Raw genomic sequence first — 19,967 nt, forward strand, 5'->3', positions numbered from 1 at the left:
TTCGTCACATCTATGCCTCCGGACGGGCCGGAACAACCTATCCGTAGATGCGCAGCATTTCTTTCAGATCGTCGAGGGTATTGGCCTCTTGCAATGGCTTGTCCTTGCGCCAGCGCAACATGCGCGGAAACCGCAGGGCGACGCCGGATTTATGGCGCGGGCTGGGCTGGATGCCTTCAAAGGCGATCTCGAATACATGATGCGGCGTGACCTGCCGCACGGGGCCAAAGCGTTGCTGCGTGTTCTTGCGCACCCAAGCGGTGATCTGGCGGAATTCGGCATCCGTCAGGCCGGAATAGGCCTTGGTGAAGGGGACCAGATCATTGCCGTTCCAGACTGCAAAGGTGAAATCGGTAAAGAGGTTCGCGCGGCGGCCCGAGCCCGATTGCGCATAGATCATCACCGCGTCGATGGTCAGCGGGTCCAGCTTCCATTTCCACCAGTCGCCCTTTTTGCGGCCCGAGAGATAGGGGCTGTCGGCGCGTTTCAGCATCAACCCCTCGGCCTGCGCCTCACGCGCGGTGTCGCGCAGGGTGGCCAGTTCGGCCCAATCGGTGAATTGATGCTGCGGCGATAGGCGCACGGGCGCGTCGGCGGGCAGGTCGGCTGCGGCCTGCTCCAGCAGCGCGCGGCGCTCGGCAAAGGGGCGGTCGCGGATGTCCTCGCCCTGCCATTCCAGCAGGTCGTAGGCGTGCAGCACCACGGGCGCTTCCTTTAGCAGCTTTTTGGGCACCGTCTTGCGGCCGATACGGGCCTGCAAAGCGTTGAAGGATGAGGGGAATTCAGCCCCCGGCTGCCAGACCAGCAACTCGCCGTCGAGCACCGTGCCCGGCGGCAGGTGATCGACGGTGCGGGCAAGCTCGGGGAAGCGGTCGGTCATCAGTTCTTCGCCGCGTGACCAGACGAAGTAGTCGCCGTCGCGCAGGATAAGCTGGCCGCGGATGCCGTCCCATTTCCATTCCGCGCGCCAGTCTTCGGGACTGCCGAGGGCCTCCGGCCCGTCTTCCAGCGCATAGGCGAGGTAGAAAGGGTAGGGGCGCGAGGCGTCTGCGCTGGCGTCTTCGGCTTCGATCAGGCTGTGCCATGTCACGTCATCGGGGTGCCAGTTGCCCATCAGGCGGTGCGCCATTTCCGGCTCGGGGCGGCCACTGGCGCGGGACAGGGCGCGGGTCATCAGCTTTTGGCTGATGCCGATGCGAAAACCGCCGGTGATAAGTTTGTTGAACAGGAACCGCTCGGTGCCGCCAAGCTGTTGCCATGCCGAGAGGACGAAAGCCTTGCGCGCCGCGTCGTCTCCGTCTTTCAGCCCGCGCAGGGCGTTGATCCATGAGGTCAGCGTGCCGGTGTCGTCGTTCTCCACCGGGGGGAGGACCAGCGCGATGGTCTCGGCCAGATCGCCGACGATGGCGTAGCTGTCCTCGAACAGCCACAGCGGCACACCGGACGCCTCTGAGGCCCATTCGCGGAGCTTGGTCGTGGTGACGGCGCGTTTCGGGCGGCGGCCCGAGAAAAGCGCCACGGTCCAAAGACGGTCGTCTTCGGCCGCGGTGGTGAAATACTCGGCCAAGGCGGCGACCTTTACCGTGGTTTTGGTGGTCTGGTCGACGGCATTGAATAGAGCGGCAAAGTCCTTCATTCGCTGTCGCCTCCATCGCTGTCGAACTGGGTCGGGACGACCTGCGCGTTCCAGCCCTCGTCGTTAAGGTAACGCGTGAAGATATCGGTGTAACCATGGGTTACGTATATATTTTCCGCGCCAGTCTCACGGATGGCCCAAAGCAGCCCATGCCAATCCGCATGGTCCGAGATGACAAGTCCACGATCCCCCGCGCGCCGTCTGCGCACCCCGCGCAGCGCCATCCAGCCCGAGGCAAAGGCGCTCTCCTGCGGTCCAAAGCGCCGCGCCCATTGGCTGCCCAAGGCCGAGGGCGGCGCCAGCACCAACGCGCCGGGATGCTCCTTTGGCACCAACTCGGGCGTCACAAGCGTGGTCTCGGGCAGGGTGATGCCCTGTGCGCGCAGCACCGCATTGGTATTTTCCACCGCCGTATGGGTCAGGATCGGTCCGATCGCGGGATCGAGCATCGACAGGAGCCGCTGCGCCTTGCCCAGCGAATAGGCCCCCAGAAAAGCCGTCTTGCCAGCGGCCTTGCAGCCTGCCCACCAGTCGTTAATCTGGCCTGCCACCTCGGCCTGCGGCGCCCAGCGAAAGACCGGCAAGCCAAAGGTGCTCTCGGTAATGAAATGGTGGCACTGGACCGGCTCAAAGGGCTCTGACATGCCATCGTCGATCACCTTGTAATCGCCCGAAGCGACCCAGACCTCGCCCGCGACCTCGACCCGGATCTGCGCGCTGCCGGGCACATGGCCCGCCGGGTGGAAAGACACCATCGCCCCGCCAATCTGACACGTTTCGCCATAGGCGATACCCTCAATAATGATATCTCCCAGACGATGGCGCATGACGGGCAGGGCAGCGTGGGTGGCGAGGTAACTGCCCATCCCGTCGCGGGCATGGTCGGCATGGCCATGGGTGATCAACGCCCGGTCAACCGGGCGCCAAGGGTCGATGTGAAAGTCACCGGCGGGGCAATAGATGCCGTTTTCGGTAAAGGTAAGGACGGGTTCACGTGTCATCCCAAGCAATCTAGGCGGCGCGGGCCGATTGCACAGAAAAATGACGCCTGAGGGGGCTTAACCGGTGATATTGCCCAGATAGAGCTTTTCCAAACCGTCGAAGATCGGCTTGCGCAGTTCGGGGGTCTCCAGCAGCACCTCATGTTCGCCGCCCGGCACAATCTCCAGCCGCCCGCCTTTCCACTGCGCCATGCGCCTGTGGATGCGGTCGGTTGCGACGATCCGCTCGTTGCTGCCAAGGTAGGTAACGCAGGGAATGTTGGGCGCGGACCGCCCGGCGAGGTGTTTGGTCTCGGCCAGCGCCTCGCGCAGCCAGACAAAGCTGGGGCCGCCAAGGCTAAGCTCAGGGTGGGCGGCCAGTTGATCGCGCATCATGTCGTACATCTGCGGGTCGGAGGTCAGCAGGTTGTCCTCGAAAGGAGCGATGGCGGGGTAGGCTTCGATCTTGGTGCCCGGCGGCAAGCGGTGGCCCTGTCCGACACGGGGCATGAACTGCGCCAAGGACCAAGCAACGGCCCGCAGATGCGGGACGACATAGATGCCCCACATCGGGCCCGTGAAAGCGACGGCCTGCACCGGCAGCCCCTCCATCACGGCGCGCAGCCCGATGCAGCCCCCCATGGAGTGCGCCAGCAGGAAATAGGGCCGCGGCAGGTTCAGGCTGCGCGCGGCGCGCAGCATGGCGGCAACGTCTTTTTGATAGTCGCTGAAAACATTGACATGGCCGATGCGTGCATCTGGCAGCAGCCGGTCCGACAGACCCTGACCGCGCCAGTCAATCGCCATGGTGGCAAGGCCGCGCCGCGCGAAGTCGGCGGCGCAAAGCCCGTATTTTTCAATGTATTCGGTACGCCCGGGGAACAGTAGCACCGTGCCGCGCGCCCCGGCGCAGGGCCAGTGACCCAGCCTGATCCGCTTGCCATCCGATGTCTCGGCCCAATGGGCTTGGCCCCCTTCGGGGCCGGGGGCGATATCGGTAAAAAGCGGGGCCGGGTCCAGCTGCATCAGCCGAGCACAGCGGCGAGCTTCATCGCCATGCCCATGTCGCCGTCGATCTTGAGCTTACCGGTCATGAAAGCAGAGGTCGGGTTGGTGTCGCCTTCGAGGATCGACTGGAAGGTCTCCGCATCGGCGCTGAGCGTCACATCCGCTTCTTCATCGGCAGCGCGTGCGCCGTTTTCGTCCATCATCACGGTGCCTTCGCCTTCAATGTCGAACTTGGCTGTGCCGTCAAAATCGCTACCGGCCAGCTTTTCGTTCAGCACTACAACCGCTTCGTTCACAATATCGCTCATCGCTCGCCCTTTTTTGGCATTTGGCTCCGCTACGTCTGGAATTGCGGCGGCAGCCTGTTACATTCAGTTTTGTTATGCGCATCATACCCGTCAACCTCAAACATACCGTTGCGGCAGTTGGTGGCTTTGTGTTGCTTGCGGGCATGGCCGTGGCCGAGGGGGCGCTGCCTGAGCTTATGCAAAAGCTGCGCGAGGCCCCGGCGGCCGAAGCCCCCAGAATCGCCCATGAGATCGAAGCGCATTGGCAGCGGTCCGGCTCTGCTTCGATGGATTTGCTGCTGTCGCGAGGGCGCGAAGCGATGGCAAATGGCGACAGCCGGTTGGCGATAGAGCATTTGACCGCGCTGACCGATCACGCCCCCGACTTTGCCGAAGGGTTTCACACGCGGGCGCAGGCCTATTATGCGGCCAACCTTTATGGTCCCGCGCTGGATGATCTGGAACGGACGCTGGCGCTGAACCCCAGTAATTACAACGCGATCTTCGGGCTTGCCGTGATGATACAGGAGTTCGGAGATCTGGGCCGCGCGGCGGAGCTGTACCGCAAGGCGCTCGCCCTCAACCCGCATCACGAAGACGCCCGGTCTGCCCTTGAGGGGCTGCGCCGGGACGGCATCGGACGCGAGCTTTAATTCAAGGATAAACAGGTGGCAGGCAACAAGCGCGTCGTGGCCGTTCTCGGCCCGACAAATACCGGCAAGACGACCTATGCAATCGAGCGGATGCTGGCGCATCGGACCGGGGTGATCGGCCTGCCTTTGCGGCTGTTGGCGCGTGAGGTTTATGACCGGATCGTCAAAGCGCGTGGCCCGTCGGTTGTGGCCTTGGTCACCGGCGAAGAGCGGATCGTGCCGCCGCGCACGCAATACTGGGTCTGCACCGTTGAGGCGATGCCGCAAGAGATGGGTGCGGATTTCGTGGCCATCGACGAGATCCAGCTCTGCGCCGACCCTGAGCGCGGCCATGTGTTCACCGACCGCTTGCTGCGGGCGCGTGGCCTGCATGAGACGCTGTTCATGGGCGCCGACACCATGCGCGGGACGATTGCCGCACTGGTGCCGGGGGTCGATTTCATGCGCCGTGACCGGATGAGCGAATTGATCTATTCTGGTCAGAAAAAGATAAGCCGGATGAAGCCGCGCAGCGCGATCGTCGGGTTCTCGGTTGAGAATGTATATGCCATCGCCGAGTTGATCCGTCGCCAAAAGGGCGGTGCCGCGGTGGTGATGGGGGCGCTTTCCCCGCGCACGCGCAATGCGCAGGTAGAGATGTACCAAAACGGAGAAGTCGACTATTTGGTCGCCACCGATGCGATCGGGATGGGGCTTAACCTTGATGTCGATCATGTTGCCTTCTCGGCGCTCAGCAAATTCGACGGGCGGCGGATGCGCCCCTTAGCTCCGAATGAGCTGGCGCAGATTGCGGGCCGGGCAGGGCGCGGGTTCAAGTCGGGCACCTTTGGCACCACCGGCGATGCGCCAGCACTTGATGACGGGGTGGCGCGGGCGATTATGGATCATAATTTCACGCCACAGAACAAGGTAAACTGGCGCAATCACGCGCTGCAATTCGGCAGCATCGACCGACTAATCCAGACGCTGGAAATGCCGCCCGAGGATGAGCGGCTGGTGCGGGCGCGTGAATCCGATGATCTGCGGGCCTTGAAAGCGCTGGCGCAGGTCGACGAAGTTTTTGCCCGCGCCACAGATGGCGCTTCGGTGCGCCTGCTCTGGGATGTTTGCCGCATTCCCGACTTTCGCGGCATCAGCCACGCGGAACATGCGGGGCTGTTGGAGACCATTTTCAACGACCTGCACCAGCGCGGATATATCCCCGACGACTGGCTCGCACGACAAATCAAGAGAATTGATCGAACCGATGGCGACATTGATGCGTTGTCCAAACGACTCGCGTTTATTCGCACATGGACCTACGTTGCGCAGCGCAAAGGCTGGACAAAGGACGAAAGCCATTGGCGCGACACGACGCGTGTCGTAGAAGACCGCTTGTCGGATGCTCTGCATGAGCGTCTGACTCAAAGATTTGTAGATCGGCGCACATCCGTATTGCTGCGCCGGCTTGGACAGAAGGAAGCCATGGTGGCCGATGTAAACGAGACCGGTGAAGTCACCGTTGAAGGTGAATTTGTAGGCAAGCTGGACGGGTTCCGCTTTCGGGTGGACAAGGGCGCGGGCGCGGCCGAGGACAAGACGGTGAAAACCGCCGCATTGCAGGCCTTGGCTCCGCAGTTCCATCTGCGTGCCGACCGGTTCTACAACGCACCCGATACCGAGATTGATTTCACCGAACAGGGCGGCCTGATGTGGGGCAGCGCTGCGGTTGGGAAACTGACCGCTGGCAGCGACGCGCTGAAGCCGCAGGTCGAGGTTTTCGTCGATGATATCGCCGGTCCCGAAGTGGCGGAGAAGGTGAAGCGCCGTCTGCAGCACTTCATCGACCGCAAGGTTGCCGCATTGTTCGAGCCGCTGCTGGGGCTGAGCAAGGATGAGACGCTGACTGGCTTGGCACGTGGCTTTGCCTTCCAACTGGTTGAGAATTTCGGCATTCTGCCGCGCGCTCAGGTGGCCGAGGACGTGAAAGCGTTGGATCAAGACGCCCGTGGCGCATTGCGTAAACATGGCATCCGCTTTGGCCAGTTCACCATCTTTATGCCGCTGATGCTCAAACCCGCGCCGACCCGTCTGCGCTTGGTGCTATGGTCGCTCAGCAAGGGCCTGAACGAGTTCCCGGAATCGCCCCCTCCTGGCCTGGTGACCATTCCGGTCGAAACCGGCGCGCCCGAAGGGGCCGACACCATGTCGGGCTACCGCAATGCAGGCAAACGCGCGATCCGCATCGATATGCTGGAGCGTTTGGCCGACATGCTGCGTGCCGAGGATTCCCGTGGTGGGTTCGAAGCCAAGCCAGATATGCTGTCGATCACCGGCATGACGCTTGAGCAGTTTGCCGACCTGATGGAAGGTCTGGGCTATAAGGCGGAAAAAGACGAGCGGACCAAGGTGAAACCCGTTGATGTCGTGATGCCGAAAGACGGCAGCCATGATGCGATGGACCCCTCCGCCGATACGAATGTGCCCGAAAAGCTCGACAGCGATCTGCCCGGCGATGACGCAGCAGACAAGCCAATCATGGATGTCGCCGCCGAAGAGCCCGCAGGCGGTATCATCGAAACCCCATCGGATGAGACCAACCCCGACGACCGCCCGGCGGACGTGGCGCAGATGCCCGACGATGGCATTGCGCCCATGGCCGATGTGGCGGCGGAAGACCCCGAGGTCGATACCAACATCCCGGAAGTGCCAGCCGAAGAAATTCCGCAGGGCACCGCACCCGACGCCGATGTCGCCGGGCCGGAATTGGAGACCTATTATATCTTCACCTGGGCGCGCAGCCCACGCGGCAATGCTGGTGGCAACCGCCGCGGAGGGGACCGTCCTCAGGGGCAGGGCAAGCCGCGTGGCAAACCCGCCAAGGGCAAGGGACGTAAGCCCGGTGGTGACAAGGGTGGCAAATCGCAAAACTTCTCTGCGCGTCCGCCGCGCAAGGAAAAGCAGATCGACCCCGACAACCCCTTTGCCGCAGCACTTATGGGGCTGAAGGGCGACAAGTAAGTGGAGGCGGGCGCGAAACTGCGGCTGGACAAATGGCTGTGGCACGCCCGCTTTTTCAAGACTCGTTCGCTCGCGGCCACTCAGGTGGCGGGCGGCGCGGTTCGGATCAACGGCACTCCCACTCAGAAACGCGCCAGCAACGTCGGCCCCGGCGATGTGCTGACCTTCAGCCAGGGCGATCACGTTCGTGTCATCCGGATCGAGGCAATAGGCCAGCGGCGGGGGCCGGCCCCTGATGCGCAGGCGCTTTATACCGATCTGTCCCCACCGCAGCCAAAACCAAAGGACAGACAGCCCGAAAATCCCGGTTTTGAGGGAAAGGGCCGCCCGACAAAGCGCGACCGCAGGCAGCTTGATCTTTCTAAGGCACGCCACCTTGAATGATCCCGCGCCCCGGTTTAGCTAGTCCCTCACATACCCAGCCAGAGTTTCCCGCATGACCTATATCGTGAATGACGCCTGCATCGCCTGCAAATACACCGACTGCGTCGAAGTATGCCCGGTGGATTGCTTCTATGAAGGCGAGAACATGCTGGTGATCCACCCCGATGAATGCATCGACTGCGGCGTCTGCGAGCCTGAGTGCCCCGCCGATGCGATCCGCCCGGACACCGAGCCGGACATGGAAAAATGGGTGGAGTTCAACCGCAAGTATTCCGAGCTTTGGCCCGTCATCATCACCAAGAAAGACCCGCTGCCCGAGGCAGAGAAGATGGACGGCAAAGAGGGCAAGATGGAGCTCTTTTCGGAAAAGCCGGGCGAGGGCGGCTGAGGCCCAGCCGATTCGCGCTTTGTTGCGGCTTTGTGACCTCAAGATTTCGGGTTAAACCGCTGGAATGACCGGGAAACCGCCAAGTGGGACTTGGTGTAGCTTTCGGACGGCGTGATTCTGTGCTATGATGTCTTCAAGCTGTAACACACGAGCCTGATAATGTTTCGACCCTGCTGCCAAGGTTGACCTCACATTTCTAAATTAAACGCACCCGATCGCAGGCCGCTCAGGCTGCGCGTCGCATGCGTTTTACGTGCTGTTCAGGTGTCTGAGTTAATGGCGGGGCTTCCCCCGCGCGCCAAGGAGCGACCTATATGACCAAATCGAAAAAGCTTGATTTCCGCCCCAATGAATTCGTCGTTTATCCTGCGCATGGCGTGGGGCAGATCGTCTCGATTGAGGAGCAGGAAGTTGCCGGCATCGCGCTGGAGCTGTTCGTGATTTCCTTTGAGAAAGACAAGATGACCCTGCGGGTGCCGACCCATAAGGCGACCGAAATCGGCGTGCGTGCGCTGTCCACGCCCGACGTGATCAACCACGCGATGAAGACCCTCAAGGGCAAGGCCAAGGTCAAGCGTGCCATGTGGTCCCGCCGCGCGCAGGAGTATGAGCAAAAGATCAACTCCGGCGATCTGATTGCCATTGCGGAGGTCGTGCGCGACCTGCACCGCACCGACGACCAGCGCGAGCAGAGCTATTCCGAGCGTCAGCTCTATGAAGCGGCCCTTGAGCGTCTGACCCGCGAAGTGGCCGCCGTTTCGGGGGGCGACGAACTCGCCGCCGCGAAACAGGTGGGCGATGTGCTGGAAAGCCGCGTCGCCGCTTAAGAGCGCCGCAGGTTGAGATCATGCCGCGTCCCCTAGGGGCGCGGTTTTTTCGTTAGGGGATGGCCTGCCAGCCGTAGGCCATCATCTGACAGCCTGTTAGCAGGGCAATCTCTGTCACCTGTTGAGTCGCGCCCAGCACATCGCCGGTCTGCCCGCCGATCTTGCGTTTGGCGATCTGCCGCACCACCAGCGCCCCGAGCAGCCCCAAAAGCGCCAAGCGCCATGCTGAATAGTCCGGCGCCACCACGATCACCACCACCCCGATCAGCACCGCCACCGCCGTCGCCAATTCGCCGGGGCGGCCGGTGCGATCTGACAGCCCATTGCGGCGCACCGTCGGCAGGCTGTCCATCACCCAGACCATCGCGGCGCGCGAGCCACAGGAGGCGATGACAAGCGCCCAGACAAGCGCACCGTCGGTGATCAATTCGCTAATAAGATACCACCGCAGCAACAGCGACAGCACCAGAGCGACAACGCCGTAGGTGCCGATCACGCTGTCTTTCATGATGCGCAGCCGTTTCTCTGCCGTCCAAGCGCCCCAGAACCCATCGGCGCAGTCAGCAAGGCCGTCTTCATGCATCGCCCCGCTCAGCATCACCAAGGCGAGCAGCACGAAAGCCGCTGTCAGCGGCGGGGTTGCCCCCATCCGCGTTAACGCCAGCCCCACGGCCCCCGCGATCAGCGCCAGTACAATGCCTACCAGCGGATAGGCCCAGGCGCTGCGGGCCGGGGGGCGCTGCGGCTCGGTGGGGAAGTGGAAATGCGGCAGGGGCAGGCGGGTCAGCAGGGCAAAGGCCACCGCGATGTCACGGGCGCGAAAGACCTGCCTAAGGGTGGTGATGTCGGGAATGGCCATTATTTCGCCCCTTCGGCACTTTCAGCGCCGACAGGCTAAGGCTAGAAACGATTGAATATCAATCCGCAAAGGGCCGCATATGAACACGTCTTTCGCCAGTCTTTCCGAATTTCGCAGCCTTCTGCGCGCGATGCCCGCCTGCGACAGCGCCGCGATGGAAGAGGCGCGCGCCCATGATAGCATCCTCACGAAACCTCCCGGTGCGCTAGGCCGGTTAGAGGACCTGGCGATCTGGTACCGAGGCTGGCGCAGCGGTGCCCGGGCCGAGATTGCAGCGCCTCAGATCATCGTTTTTGCGGGCAACCACGGGGTTGCCGCGCGGGGTGTTTCGGCCTTTCCGGCAGAGGTGACCGCGCAGATGGTGGCGAACTTTCAGCACGGGGGGGCGGCGATCAACCAAATCGCGCGGGTGAATGGGGCGAGCCTTGATGTGGTCCCGCTGTCATTGGACAAGCCGACCAAGGATTTCACTGTTGAGCCCGCGATGGACGAGGATGAATTCCTCGAAGCGCTGCGCGCAGGTTGGGAGGCGGTGAACTCCGAGGCCGATCTTTTGGTCGTGGGCGAAATGGGCATCGCCAACACCACCTCTGCCGCTGCCCTTGCCAGCGCGATCTTGGGCGGCGGGGCCGAATTCTGGACCGGGCGGGGCACTGGGGTGGATGATGCGGGCCTGTCGCTTAAAACCGAAGTCGTCGCTGAGGGCGTTGCCCTGCACGCGGACAAGGGCGACGGTTTGGAGAGCTTGCGGCGCCTTGGTGGCCGCGAACTGGCCGCGATGGCCGGGGCCATGGCGCGGGCGCGGCAGCTGCGCATCCCGGTGATCCTCGATGGTTTCATCTGCTGCGCCGCCGCGCTTGGCCTCGCGCGCACCACACCGGGCGCGCTGGATCACTGCGTTGCGGGCCACCTCAGCGCCGAAAGCGGTCACCGGCGTCTGCTGGGAGCGATGGACAAGGAGCCGCTGCTGGAGTTGAACCTGCGGCTCGGCGAAGGCTCTGGCGCGGGCTTGGCGATCGGTATCCTCAAGACCGCCCTTGCCTGCCATGCGGGCATGGCCACCTTTGCCGAAGCGGGCGTGAGCGACGCATAGCGCGGTGCCGGGCAGCCCCCCGGAAAGGGGGGCTAGCTGCCCGGTTCAGGCGCTTTCCTTGCCCTTGCTTTCACCCAGATTGAGAAAGGCCGTTTCCAAGTCTTTCTGCAATTCTTTCGCCCGGGCGACATAGGCGGCGTTCTGCGAAGGGGGCACATCCGGGCGCCAGAGGGCCGCCAATTCGCGAACCGAGTCCCGGTCATGGGCATAGAATAGCTTTTGCGCCTCATTCGCTTCGAAATCTGTTAGCCCCATGTTTTCCAACACATAGCGCCCGGCTCTGAGGGAGCTGTCGAACATCTCGCGCACGATGTCATTCGACCCGGCCTGATAGTGGCGATAGACCTCCTCACGGTCGCGGGCACGGCTAACGATATGCAGATTCGGGTTCTCCTTTCGGGCGTAAGAGATCAGAGAGACCGCCGATTTTGGATCATCAAGCGCCACCACCAGCACGCTGGCCTCTTGCAAACCCGCCTTGCGCAGGATGTCGGGCCGCGTCGGATCCCCCAAAAACCCTTTGAAGCCAAAGCGCCGCATAACGGCGATGGTCTCGGGGTTGTGGTCCAACACGACGGTTTGAAAGCCGCTGGCCTGCACCATCCGGTTCACCATCTGCCCAAAGCGCCCCACGCCCGCGATGATCACCGGACCGCTGCTGTCGATCTCATCGGCGATAACGGGGGCGCTGTCGTCAAGGCGTCGGCTGATCAGGTCGTGCAGGATAAACAGCAGCGGCGTGATCAGCATGGTCAGCGCCACCACCAGCAAAAGCGTCTCGCCAATCGGGTCGGGCATGACACCGGTGGCGAGGGAGAAGCTGACCAGGACAAAGCCAAACTCCCCAGCCTGTGCGAGCGACAGCGTGAACAGCCAGCCGTCGCGTCCTTTCAGGCGGAACAGGCGGCCCAGCAGCATGAGAATCAGCGCTTTGACGATGATCACCAAAAGCGCCATGCAGATCAGGATCAGCGGTTTTTCGAACAGCAGGACAAAGTTTATGCCCGCCCCGACGGTGATGAAAAACAGCCCCAAGAGCAGCCCTTTGAAGGGCTCTAGGTCGGTTTCTAGCTCGTGGCGAAACTCGCTGCTGGCCAAGACCACACCGGCGAGGAAGGCACCAAGCGCGGGCGAGAGCCCGACCACCGTCATCAGCGAGGAAATCCCCACCACGATCAGCAGCGCCAGCGCCGTGTACATCTCGCGCAGTTTGGCGAGGTGAATGTAGCGGAAGACCGGCCGGGTCAGGTAGATGCCGACGAGGATGATCGCCGCGACGGCCCCAATGGTCACCAGCGTCACGCCCCAGCCGGGCAGGCTTTGAACAAAGGTCTGGGCGGCATGGGCGGCGTCATTGCCGTGGCTGGCCTCTGCGCTCAGATGGGCGTTCTCAACCTCTTGCGGATTAAGTGAAATGGCCCCGTTAGGCATGATCCCCCCGGCAAGCCCCGTTGCCAGCAGCGGCAGGAAAGCGAGGATCGGGATCACCGCGATATCTTGGGTCAACAGCACCGAGAAAACGGATCTGCCCCCTTGCGTCCGCATCAATCCCTTTTCCGAAAGGGTCTGCAACACGATCGCCGTGGAAGAGAGCGCGAGCGTCAGACCAATCGCCAGCGCCACGCGCCATGGCTGATCATAGGCCATGGCGATGGCCATCAGGGCCGCCGTCGACAGCAGCACCTGCAATCCGCCCATGCCCAACAACCTATGCCGCATGTCCCACAGCGCGCGGGGTTCCAGCTCTAGCCCGATGAGGAACAGCATCATCACCACGCCGAATTCCGCGAAATGCTGCACGTCCTTCGTTTCGGACCCGACCAGCCCCAACACCGGACCGATCAGAATGCCCGCGGCAAGATAGCCCAGCACCGACCCCAGACCCAAACGCGCCGCAATCGGCACGGCGATCACGGCGGCGGCAAGATAGACGGAGGCTTGGAACAGGAAACCTTCCATTGCGGTCCTTTCTCAGGGTCAGGTGGGCAGCGGCCCGTCCTGTTTCAGTTGGTCCATGACGATCTGACTATGCACCCGGCTAACGGCCTGATGCGGCAGAAGAACGTCGTGAATGAGCCTGTTAAGGCTTGGCAGATCGTCACAATAGACCCTCAACAGATAGTCCGCATCCCCTGTCATCGTCCAGACGCTCACAATCTCGGGACGGGTGGCCATAAGCCGGGCAAAGCTGGCTGAATGCTCTGGCCCGTGGGTACCCAGATGCACTTGTACGAAGCCCTGCACATTGAGCCCCATGCGCACCGGATCGAGCCGCGCATGATAGCCGCGAATATAGCCCTCTGCTTCCAATCGCTGCCGTCTGCGCCCGGCTTGGCTGGAGGATAGGTTGAGCTCTTGGCCCAGTTCCTGCGCCGTGAGGTGGGCGTTCTTTTGCAGCGCCGTCAGCAGCCGCCGATCTGTTTCATCCAACATGATGCGTATGTCCCGCATGATTTCCTGATAATATGCGCCACCTGCGCGAAAATTGCCAGAACCATGCCGTGAAACGCGCAAACAACGCAGGGCGGGCATCGTATCATGGGCAAAATCCCAAAAAGCAGAGGAGACTGACATGGGCCCTTTCCCGCATGACGCCCCGAAATCGCAGATCACGGCAGAGAACCCCGCCGGCACCGATGGTTTAGAGTTTGTCGAATTTGCCAGCCCCGACCCGCAGGCGCTGCGCGATGTCTTTACCAAGATGGGCTATGCCCATGTCGCCAATCACAAGACGAAAAAGATCGAACTTTGGCAGCAGGGTGACATCACCTATGTGCTGAACTACGACCCCGAGAGCTTTGCCGCGCGTTTCGTCGAAGAGCACGGCCCCTGCGCGCCCTCCATGGGCTGGCGTGTGGTCGATGCCCAAAAGGCGCTAGAACATGCGGTGGCCAAGGGGGCCGAGGAATACAAAGGTGACGGCAAGGTGCTGGACGTGCCTGCAATCATGGGGATCGGCGGCTCGCTGATCTATTTCGTTGACCAGTATTACGACACCTCGCCCTACAATTGGGAATACGACTGGATCGCGACCTCCAAGCCCGATGGGGTGGGGTTCTACTATCTCGATCACCTCACGCACAACGTCCACAAGGGCAATATGGATGTCTGGTTCAAGTTCTACGGCGATCTGTTCAACTTCCGCGAAATCCGGTTTTTCGACATCGAAGGCAAGTTCACCGGCCTTACCAGCCGGGCGCTGACTTCGCCCTGTGGCCGTATCCGCATCCCGATCAACGAAGACCGCGGCGAGACCGGGCAGATTGTGGCCTATCTGAAGAAATACAACGGCGAAGGCATCCAGCATATCGCCGTGGGCGCGCGCGATATCTATGACGCCACGGATGCGATTGCCGACAACGGCCTGAAATTCATGCCCGGCCCGCCCGAGACCTACTACAAGATGAGCAAGGACCGCGTGACCGGCCACGAAGAGCCGCTGGACCGGATGCAGAAACACGGCATCCTGATCGACGGCGAAGGTGTCGTCGACGGGGGCGAGACGCGGATCCTGCTGCAGATTTTCTCGAAAACGGTCATCGGCCCGATCTTCTTTGAGTTTATCGAACGCAAGGGCGATGACGGGTTCGGCGAAGGCAACTTCAAAGCGCTGTTTGAATCGATCGAGCAAGAGCAGATCGACAACGGCGAGCTTGAGACCTCGTAAGCAAAGCACATCCGGGGAGGGGTGAGGGGGCGCTTCGGCGCCCCTTTTTGCGCGCGGTTGCGGGCAGTCGAACGGGCGTTAGTTCGGCATCTTCAGCACGACATTGCGGCCCCGGCGGACATAGCGCAACTCGCTGTCCCCAATCGCAGAGACGCGGCCCCCGTCGATCCGGTCGCCCACCTCAACCTTCTGATAGCGCCCATTGCTGAGCCGGACCAAGGCGCGGCGGTTCGACGGTTTGCCGTAGACCCCGATGAGATTGACGTCCCGCAGGTTGATCGCATTCTTCACCGTGGCCTGTTTCGCAACCGAGGTTTTGGACGGAAAGCGTGGCTGCACCGCTTTGGGGGCGACGCTGGCGACCTGTGCGGGGGCCGCATCGCGGGCAGCGCGTTTCACGATCCGGTCAAAATTGCGGGGCCGCGTATCGGGGCGGCGTGATTGGGTGGTGGCCTGTTTCGTGGCGTTCTGGATCGCCGGAGGTGTGGCAAGTGCGGCGGCAACGGCGCCGCTGGTGTCAATCGGATCAACGGTCACTTCGGGCGGGGCGGCCGCGACAAGCGCTTCTTCTGCCTCTTCCTGCACCGACTTTGGCCGCAACTGCGGGCGCAGGCCCGCCAGTTCGGAGCGTGTCAGCCCATCAAGCTGCGCACGTTCGGTGGTTTCTTCCAGATCATCGGGCCGGTTGCGGGGCCGGGCCTCTGCCAAGGCGTTATCGACCTCCGGGGCCACTGGCTCGGCCTCGGGCCGGGTCAGTGTGGCGGGCGGCTCGGCGGAGGGGCGGCCAAGGTAGACCAGATGCCCATCGGGGCTGAGCGCCCCTTGGGCTGAGGGTTTAACTAGACCGCGGGCGTCCAGTGCAAACTGTGTGCCTGCCGCTACGGGTGAGCTGACCGCGCCGGGGGCCGTATCGGTGCCAAAGGCATCGACCGAGGGCAGGGCCACGGCATCCGTCGTGCTGCTGATCGGGTCGATGCTGGTGAGGTAAAGATCGTCGATATCAATTGCCGCCGCCGGGGCCGGGGGCACGTCCGGTGCGCGGGCCCAGATGCCGGTGGTGGCATATTTGGCGTCAATCTCGGCCTCGGTCATCTCGGTCAGGGGGCGCGGCTCTGGATCGCGCAGGGCGTCGAGCACGGCACCGTCTTCATCGGTCAGACCGGCGTCCAAAGCGGCGGTTTCAATCGCGTCCGGCTCAGCCGGTTCTGGGGGCAGCACGGCGATTTCTTCGTCGATGCTGGGCGTTTCCGCAGGGGCCAAGGCTTCGGCGGTGCTGCGCGGGCTGCGATCGCCAAAGAGCCGCGAGAGGGCGCTGCCCTCGTCAAGGAAGATCGAGGCCCAAGCGGCGACACCTGCAAGGAAAACCAAGAGCGCCGCCGTTAGGATCAGGCCAAGGAAACGCGGCTTGCCGCCGACTTCGTTGCGGCGACGGGCGCCGAAAACGGTCATTCGATCGGCTTCTGAGGCGGGGGTGGCTGCGGCAGGGCTGGCAGGGGCCGTCCGGCGGTCCTTCGATGCCTTGGGCTTGCGACGGCTGAGGAAGGCCCCACCGGAGGAGGGCGCTTCGGGCGTCAGGGAACTGCTGTCGGGCTGGGGGGCTGCGGCCGCTGCCGCGGCGGCGGTGGCTGCCGGTTCGACGGGCATCTGCGGCGCCAGCGGGGCCGCGGCGGGCGAAGGTGCGCCCACGGGCAGCGACGGCGTGCTGGGCGCGGGTGCTGGCGATGGTTCCGGTTTCGCGGCGGGCGGGGGCGGCGGTGTCGCGCGGCTCGCACCACCAAGGCTGGGGGCGCTCTCAGTCCCGCCACGGCGGCTTGCGAAACCGGCAGCAGGGGCGCTGCGCGACGGCGGGGCAGAAAAATCGACCTTGCGCGAAGGCTCAGACCGCGGGGCGGCGGACGGCTCGGCCTGTGCCCCTGCCGCTGCGGCCAGAGGCGCGGCGGAGGCCGCAACGCTGCCGCTCGCGGGGGGCGTCGATAGCGGCGCAGTCTCAGCCGGTTCTGCAGCAGGCGCAGGGGTATCCAGCGCGGGCAGGTCGTCTTCCAGTGGCGGAGGCGTCTCTTCGGGCGTGGGGGTCAGTTCTGCTTCCGCCGCGGGGGCTGACGCTTCTGTTTCCTCTGCCGCAGGGACCACTGCCGCGTCCAGCGCGGGCAAGTCTTCTTCAAGGAGCGGGGGCGTCTCTTTGGGGGTCGGCTCCAACGCCGCCGGGGGTGTTTTCGGCGATTCCTCGGGGGTGGCCAACTCGGGCAGGTTCTCCTCTGCCGGCGGCGGTGTCTCTTCGGGCGTAGCGGCGAGATCAGGTTCCGCTACGGGTGTATCGGCCACCGGTGTGTCGGCCACGGGCGTCGTCTCATCCGTGTCCACGATCGGCCCCGCAGGCGCGCTCATCACGCCAGAGATCACGATGGGCTCCGCTTCGGGGGTCACGGTTTCGCCGGGGTCCAAAAGCGCCGATGCGGCTTGGGTCATGCCGAAATGCGGCACGCCTACAAACGCCTCGGCGGTAGGGGCGGCGGCAAAGCTGACAGGGTGGAAACGGTGCTCCACCGCAAAGGCTTCGGCCTCTTCCAAAGTCTCGCGGGCCACGGCGGCCACATGGCTTTGCGCGCCATCGGCGTGGACGTCGAACACCAGATCAGCCACCGGATAGGGCGTGGCCCCCTCGAGCGCCTCAGCCGCCGCGGCACGGCGGGCGGCGGTGTCCATTCCGGCGGTGTCGATGGTAAGGTACTTGATCTGCGCGTCGGGGATCAGCAGCAGGCTGCGCAGCCCGCCGGGTTCTAATGCCGTCGCGGTTTTGCGCAAGACCGCCAGTTCCGCCGCCAGATCGGCACTGTCGAGTGCCACTTCACCAACAAGCTGCCAGCCGCCCGATGTGCGGTGGAGCAAACGAATGCCGTCGAACGACAGGGAGAGGGTAAAATTCGGCTTCATCGGGGTCGACTTTAGCATGGGGTCGGGCGCACTTACAGACGCGCCGCAGTCTTCGCGAAGGATAGAGCAGGAGTTCGCCCAAGGGAAGGGTGCGCGCCGCGCAGGTGCTTGTCAGCGGCGGCCCGCGATGGGCAAATGGCGGCGCATTGAAGCACGGAAAGGAGCGAACATGCGACTGATGAATTGGGTGGCACTGGCGTGGATGGCGGGGGCCGGATTGGTCTCGGCTCAGCAGGGACCGGAAGAGGGGATTATCGTCACCGGCCAAGGCAGCATCGCCGCCGCGCCCGACATGGCGACGATCACGTTGGGCGTGACCGAAGAGGCCGAGACCGCAAAAGCCGCGATGGACAAGGTGACCGAAGCGGTGTCTGCGATCCTGACCCAGCTTGACGCGCAGGGCATCGCGGCGAAGGACCGTCAGACCAGCCGCTTCTACCTGCGCCCGGTGCATGACCGCCGCCCCGTCGAAAATGGCGCGCCGCCGCGCATCACCGGCTATCAAGCGGGCAATTCGGTGACCGTAAAGGTCCGCGATCTGGACCGTTTAGGCGCGATGATGGACGCGGTAATCGACGAAGGTGCGAATGATTTCAATGGTTTGGACTTCGGTCTTCAAGACCCGAAAGATGCGCTGGCCGAAGCGCGCAAAGCCGCGGTTGCCGATGCCACCGAACGCGCCCGGCAATTGGCCGATGCCGCGGGGGTGAAGCTGGGCACCCTGATCCGCATGACCGAGAATTCGCATTCCCAGCCCAAGATGTTCGAGGCAGCCCGCATGGGCATGGCCATGGACAGCGCCGTGGCCGAAGGCGAGGTCGAGCTGCAGGCCGAGGTCTCCATGATCTTCGCGATTGCGCCGGGGCAGTAAGCCGCCTTGGAAAAAAATCCCCCGCCGAGGTGATCGGCGGGGGCGAAGGTTTAGCTGGTCGCTTTGGTCAGCGCCTGATCAAGATCGGCGATCAGGTCGTCGGCGTCTTCGGTCCCGATTGAGATGCGCACCACGCCTGGCCCGGCCCCTGCCGCTTCCTGCTGCTCTTGCGTCAGCTGTCGGTGGGTGGTCGATGCCGAGTGGATGATCAGCGAGCGCGTATCGCCCAAGTTCGCCACATGGCTAAAGATATCGAGGCTGTTGACCAGTTTCACGCAGGCGTCATAACCGCCTTTGACCGCAAAGGTGAAAAGCCCGCCCGCGCCCTTGGGGCAGACCTTTTGCATCCGCTCGTGATAGGGCGAGGATTTCAGCCCGGCGTAGGTGACGTAATCAACGCGGTCGTCCTGTTCGAGCCATTCGGCAACCTTGACCGCGTTCTGCACATGGCGGTCCATCCGCAGCGACAGGGTCTCGATCCCCATTAGCGTGTAATGCGCCGCCTGTGGGTTCATCGTCATGCCCAGATCGCGCAGCCCGATGGCGATGCCGTGGAAGGTGAAGGCCATCGCGCCGAAGGTCTCGTGGAACTTCATTCCGTGATAGGCTTCCTCAGGCTGGCTGAGCGAGGGGAATTTGTCATTGGCGGACCAGTCGAACTTGCCCGAATCCACGACGCAGCCCCCCATGACGGTGCCGTTGCCGGTGAGGTACTTGGTGGTGGAATGCACCACCAGCGTCGCGCCGTGTTCGATCGGGCGGCATAGGTAGGGGGTGGCGCTGGTGTTGTCGATGATCAGCGGAATGCCCGCCGCATCAGCCACATCGGCAATGGCGCGCACATCCATGATATAGCCGCCGGGGTTGGCGATGGCCTCGCCAAAGACCGCGCGGGTGTCGTCGTCGATCGCATCGGCCACGGCCTGTGGATCGTCGAAGTCGACAAACTTGCAGGACCAGCCGAAACGTTTGATCGTGTGGCTGAACTGCGTGACCGTGCCGCCATACAGACGGGTGGAGGCGACGATATTCTTGCCCGGCCCCATCAGCGGGAACAGCGCCATGATCTGCGCCGCGTGACCCGAGGAGCAGCAGACCGCCCCCACACCGCCTTCGAGCGTGGCGATACGCTCTTGCAGGACGGCGTTGGTGGGGTTGGTCAGGCGCGAATAGATATAGCCGACTTCTTGCAGGTTAAAGAGCGCCGCCGCGTGATCGGCATCGCGAAAGACATAGGCCGTGGTCTGGTAGATCGGCGTCTGCCGCGCACCAGTGGCCGGGTCGGGCGTAGCGCCTGCGTGAATCTGCAATGTATCAAATTGATGTTTGGGGCTGTCGGCCATTGGTCTGTCCTCTCAGAAAAATGGATTTCGCGCAGCCTAG

Annotated in this window: 17 protein-coding genes; 8 read left to right on the forward strand and 9 right to left on the reverse strand. The window is 63.2% G+C overall.

Annotated elements, in window-relative coordinates:
* Positions 1-37: 37 nt before the first annotated feature.
* The 4 genes from J3456_RS08640 to J3456_RS08655 are packed head-to-tail and all read right to left on the reverse strand — an operon-like array spanning position 38 to position 3,932.
* Positions 38-1,636: an ATP-dependent DNA ligase gene (locus J3456_RS08640; RefSeq protein ID WP_349579791.1), complete on the reverse strand. Its 1,599-nt coding sequence runs from the start codon at positions 1,634-1,636 to the stop codon at positions 38-40.
* The gene (locus J3456_RS08645; RefSeq protein WP_349579792.1) at positions 1,633-2,637 is read right to left on the reverse strand and encodes a ligase-associated DNA damage response exonuclease; all 1,005 of its coding nucleotides are present in this window, start codon (positions 2,635-2,637) and stop codon (positions 1,633-1,635) included. The genes J3456_RS08640 and J3456_RS08645 overlap by 4 nt, the downstream gene beginning before the upstream one ends.
* A gap of 57 nt (positions 2,638-2,694) precedes the next feature.
* Entirely contained in the window at positions 2,695-3,642 is a 948-nt protein-coding gene (locus tag J3456_RS08650; RefSeq protein ID WP_349579793.1) for an alpha/beta fold hydrolase, read from the reverse strand.
* A complete protein-coding gene (locus tag J3456_RS08655; RefSeq protein WP_067262473.1) occupies positions 3,642-3,932 on the reverse strand; it encodes an SCP2 sterol-binding domain-containing protein in 291 nt (96 codons plus the stop codon). Before J3456_RS08655 ends, J3456_RS08650 begins: the two co-directional genes overlap by 1 nt.
* 74 nt (positions 3,933-4,006) lie before the next feature.
* Here J3456_RS08655 and J3456_RS08660 point away from each other — a divergent pair, with 74 nt between their 5' ends.
* The 5 genes from J3456_RS08660 (at position 4,007) to J3456_RS08680 (ending at position 9,163) form a co-directional block, all read left to right on the forward strand.
* Positions 4,007-4,564, forward strand: coding sequence for a tetratricopeptide repeat protein (locus tag J3456_RS08660; RefSeq protein ID WP_349579794.1), 558 nt, complete (start codon positions 4,007-4,009; stop codon positions 4,562-4,564).
* Positions 4,565-4,579: 15 nt separating this feature from the next.
* Positions 4,580-7,564: a helicase-related protein gene (locus J3456_RS08665; protein WP_349579795.1), complete on the forward strand. Its 2,985-nt coding sequence runs from the start codon at positions 4,580-4,582 to the stop codon at positions 7,562-7,564.
* Positions 7,565-7,948, forward strand: a complete 384-nt coding sequence (locus J3456_RS08670) for an RNA-binding S4 domain-containing protein (protein ID WP_349579797.1) — start codon at positions 7,565-7,567, stop codon at positions 7,946-7,948.
* Positions 7,949-8,000: 52 nt separating this feature from the next.
* Complete coding sequence (gene fdxA / locus J3456_RS08675; RefSeq protein ID WP_349579798.1) at positions 8,001-8,336, forward strand: ferredoxin FdxA; 336 nt, start codon at positions 8,001-8,003, stop codon at positions 8,334-8,336.
* A 314-nt stretch (positions 8,337-8,650) separates the two neighbouring features.
* The gene (locus J3456_RS08680; RefSeq protein WP_349579799.1) at positions 8,651-9,163 is read left to right on the forward strand and encodes a CarD family transcriptional regulator; all 513 of its coding nucleotides are present in this window, start codon (positions 8,651-8,653) and stop codon (positions 9,161-9,163) included.
* Positions 9,164-9,215: 52 nt separating this feature from the next.
* Here the strand turns inward: J3456_RS08680 and cobS are convergent, their stop codons facing one another.
* The gene (cobS, locus tag J3456_RS08685) at positions 9,216-10,022 is read right to left on the reverse strand and encodes an adenosylcobinamide-GDP ribazoletransferase (RefSeq protein WP_349579800.1); all 807 of its coding nucleotides are present in this window, start codon (positions 10,020-10,022) and stop codon (positions 9,216-9,218) included.
* 79 nt (positions 10,023-10,101) lie between these two features.
* On the opposite strand from cobS, the gene cobT reads away from it, so the two are divergent.
* The gene (gene cobT / locus J3456_RS08690; protein ID WP_349579801.1) at positions 10,102-11,115 is read left to right on the forward strand and encodes a nicotinate-nucleotide--dimethylbenzimidazole phosphoribosyltransferase; all 1,014 of its coding nucleotides are present in this window, start codon (positions 10,102-10,104) and stop codon (positions 11,113-11,115) included.
* Between the two features lie 45 nt (positions 11,116-11,160).
* Here cobT and J3456_RS08695 read toward each other — a convergent pair whose 3' ends face one another.
* Together J3456_RS08695 and J3456_RS08700 are read right to left on the reverse strand one after the other, a co-directional pair.
* On the reverse strand, positions 11,161-13,074 hold the full coding sequence (locus J3456_RS08695) for a monovalent cation:proton antiporter-2 (CPA2) family protein (RefSeq protein WP_349579802.1): 1,914 nt from the start codon (positions 13,072-13,074) through the stop codon (positions 11,161-11,163).
* 18 nt (positions 13,075-13,092) lie between these two features.
* Positions 13,093-13,548 carry an Lrp/AsnC family transcriptional regulator gene (locus J3456_RS08700; RefSeq protein WP_067626139.1) on the reverse strand — a complete coding sequence of 152 codons (456 nt, stop codon included), beginning with the start codon at positions 13,546-13,548 and terminating at the stop codon, positions 13,093-13,095.
* A gap of 139 nt (positions 13,549-13,687) precedes the next feature.
* Here J3456_RS08700 and hppD point away from each other — a divergent pair, with 139 nt between their 5' ends.
* Complete coding sequence (gene hppD / locus J3456_RS08705; protein ID WP_349579803.1) at positions 13,688-14,782, forward strand: 4-hydroxyphenylpyruvate dioxygenase; 1,095 nt, start codon at positions 13,688-13,690, stop codon at positions 14,780-14,782.
* Between the two features lie 78 nt (positions 14,783-14,860).
* Here the strand turns inward: hppD and J3456_RS08710 are convergent, their stop codons facing one another.
* The gene (locus J3456_RS08710) at positions 14,861-17,731 is read right to left on the reverse strand and encodes a hypothetical protein (protein ID WP_349579804.1); all 2,871 of its coding nucleotides are present in this window, start codon (positions 17,729-17,731) and stop codon (positions 14,861-14,863) included.
* 151 nt (positions 17,732-17,882) lie between these two features.
* Here J3456_RS08710 and J3456_RS08715 point away from each other — a divergent pair, with 151 nt between their 5' ends.
* Complete coding sequence (locus tag J3456_RS08715; RefSeq protein WP_349579805.1) at positions 17,883-18,584, forward strand: SIMPL domain-containing protein; 702 nt, start codon at positions 17,883-17,885, stop codon at positions 18,582-18,584.
* Between the two features lie 50 nt (positions 18,585-18,634).
* On the opposite strand, the gene J3456_RS08720 is transcribed toward J3456_RS08715, so the two are convergent.
* On the reverse strand, positions 18,635-19,927 hold the full coding sequence (locus tag J3456_RS08720) for an O-acetylhomoserine aminocarboxypropyltransferase/cysteine synthase family protein (RefSeq protein WP_348157233.1): 1,293 nt from the start codon (positions 19,925-19,927) through the stop codon (positions 18,635-18,637).
* Between the last annotated feature and the right edge of the window lie 40 nt (positions 19,928-19,967).

Origin of the sequence: Sulfitobacter sp. NFXS29, assembly GCF_040148765.1 — a bacterium.
Lineage (GTDB): Bacteria > Pseudomonadota > Alphaproteobacteria > Rhodobacterales > Rhodobacteraceae > Sulfitobacter.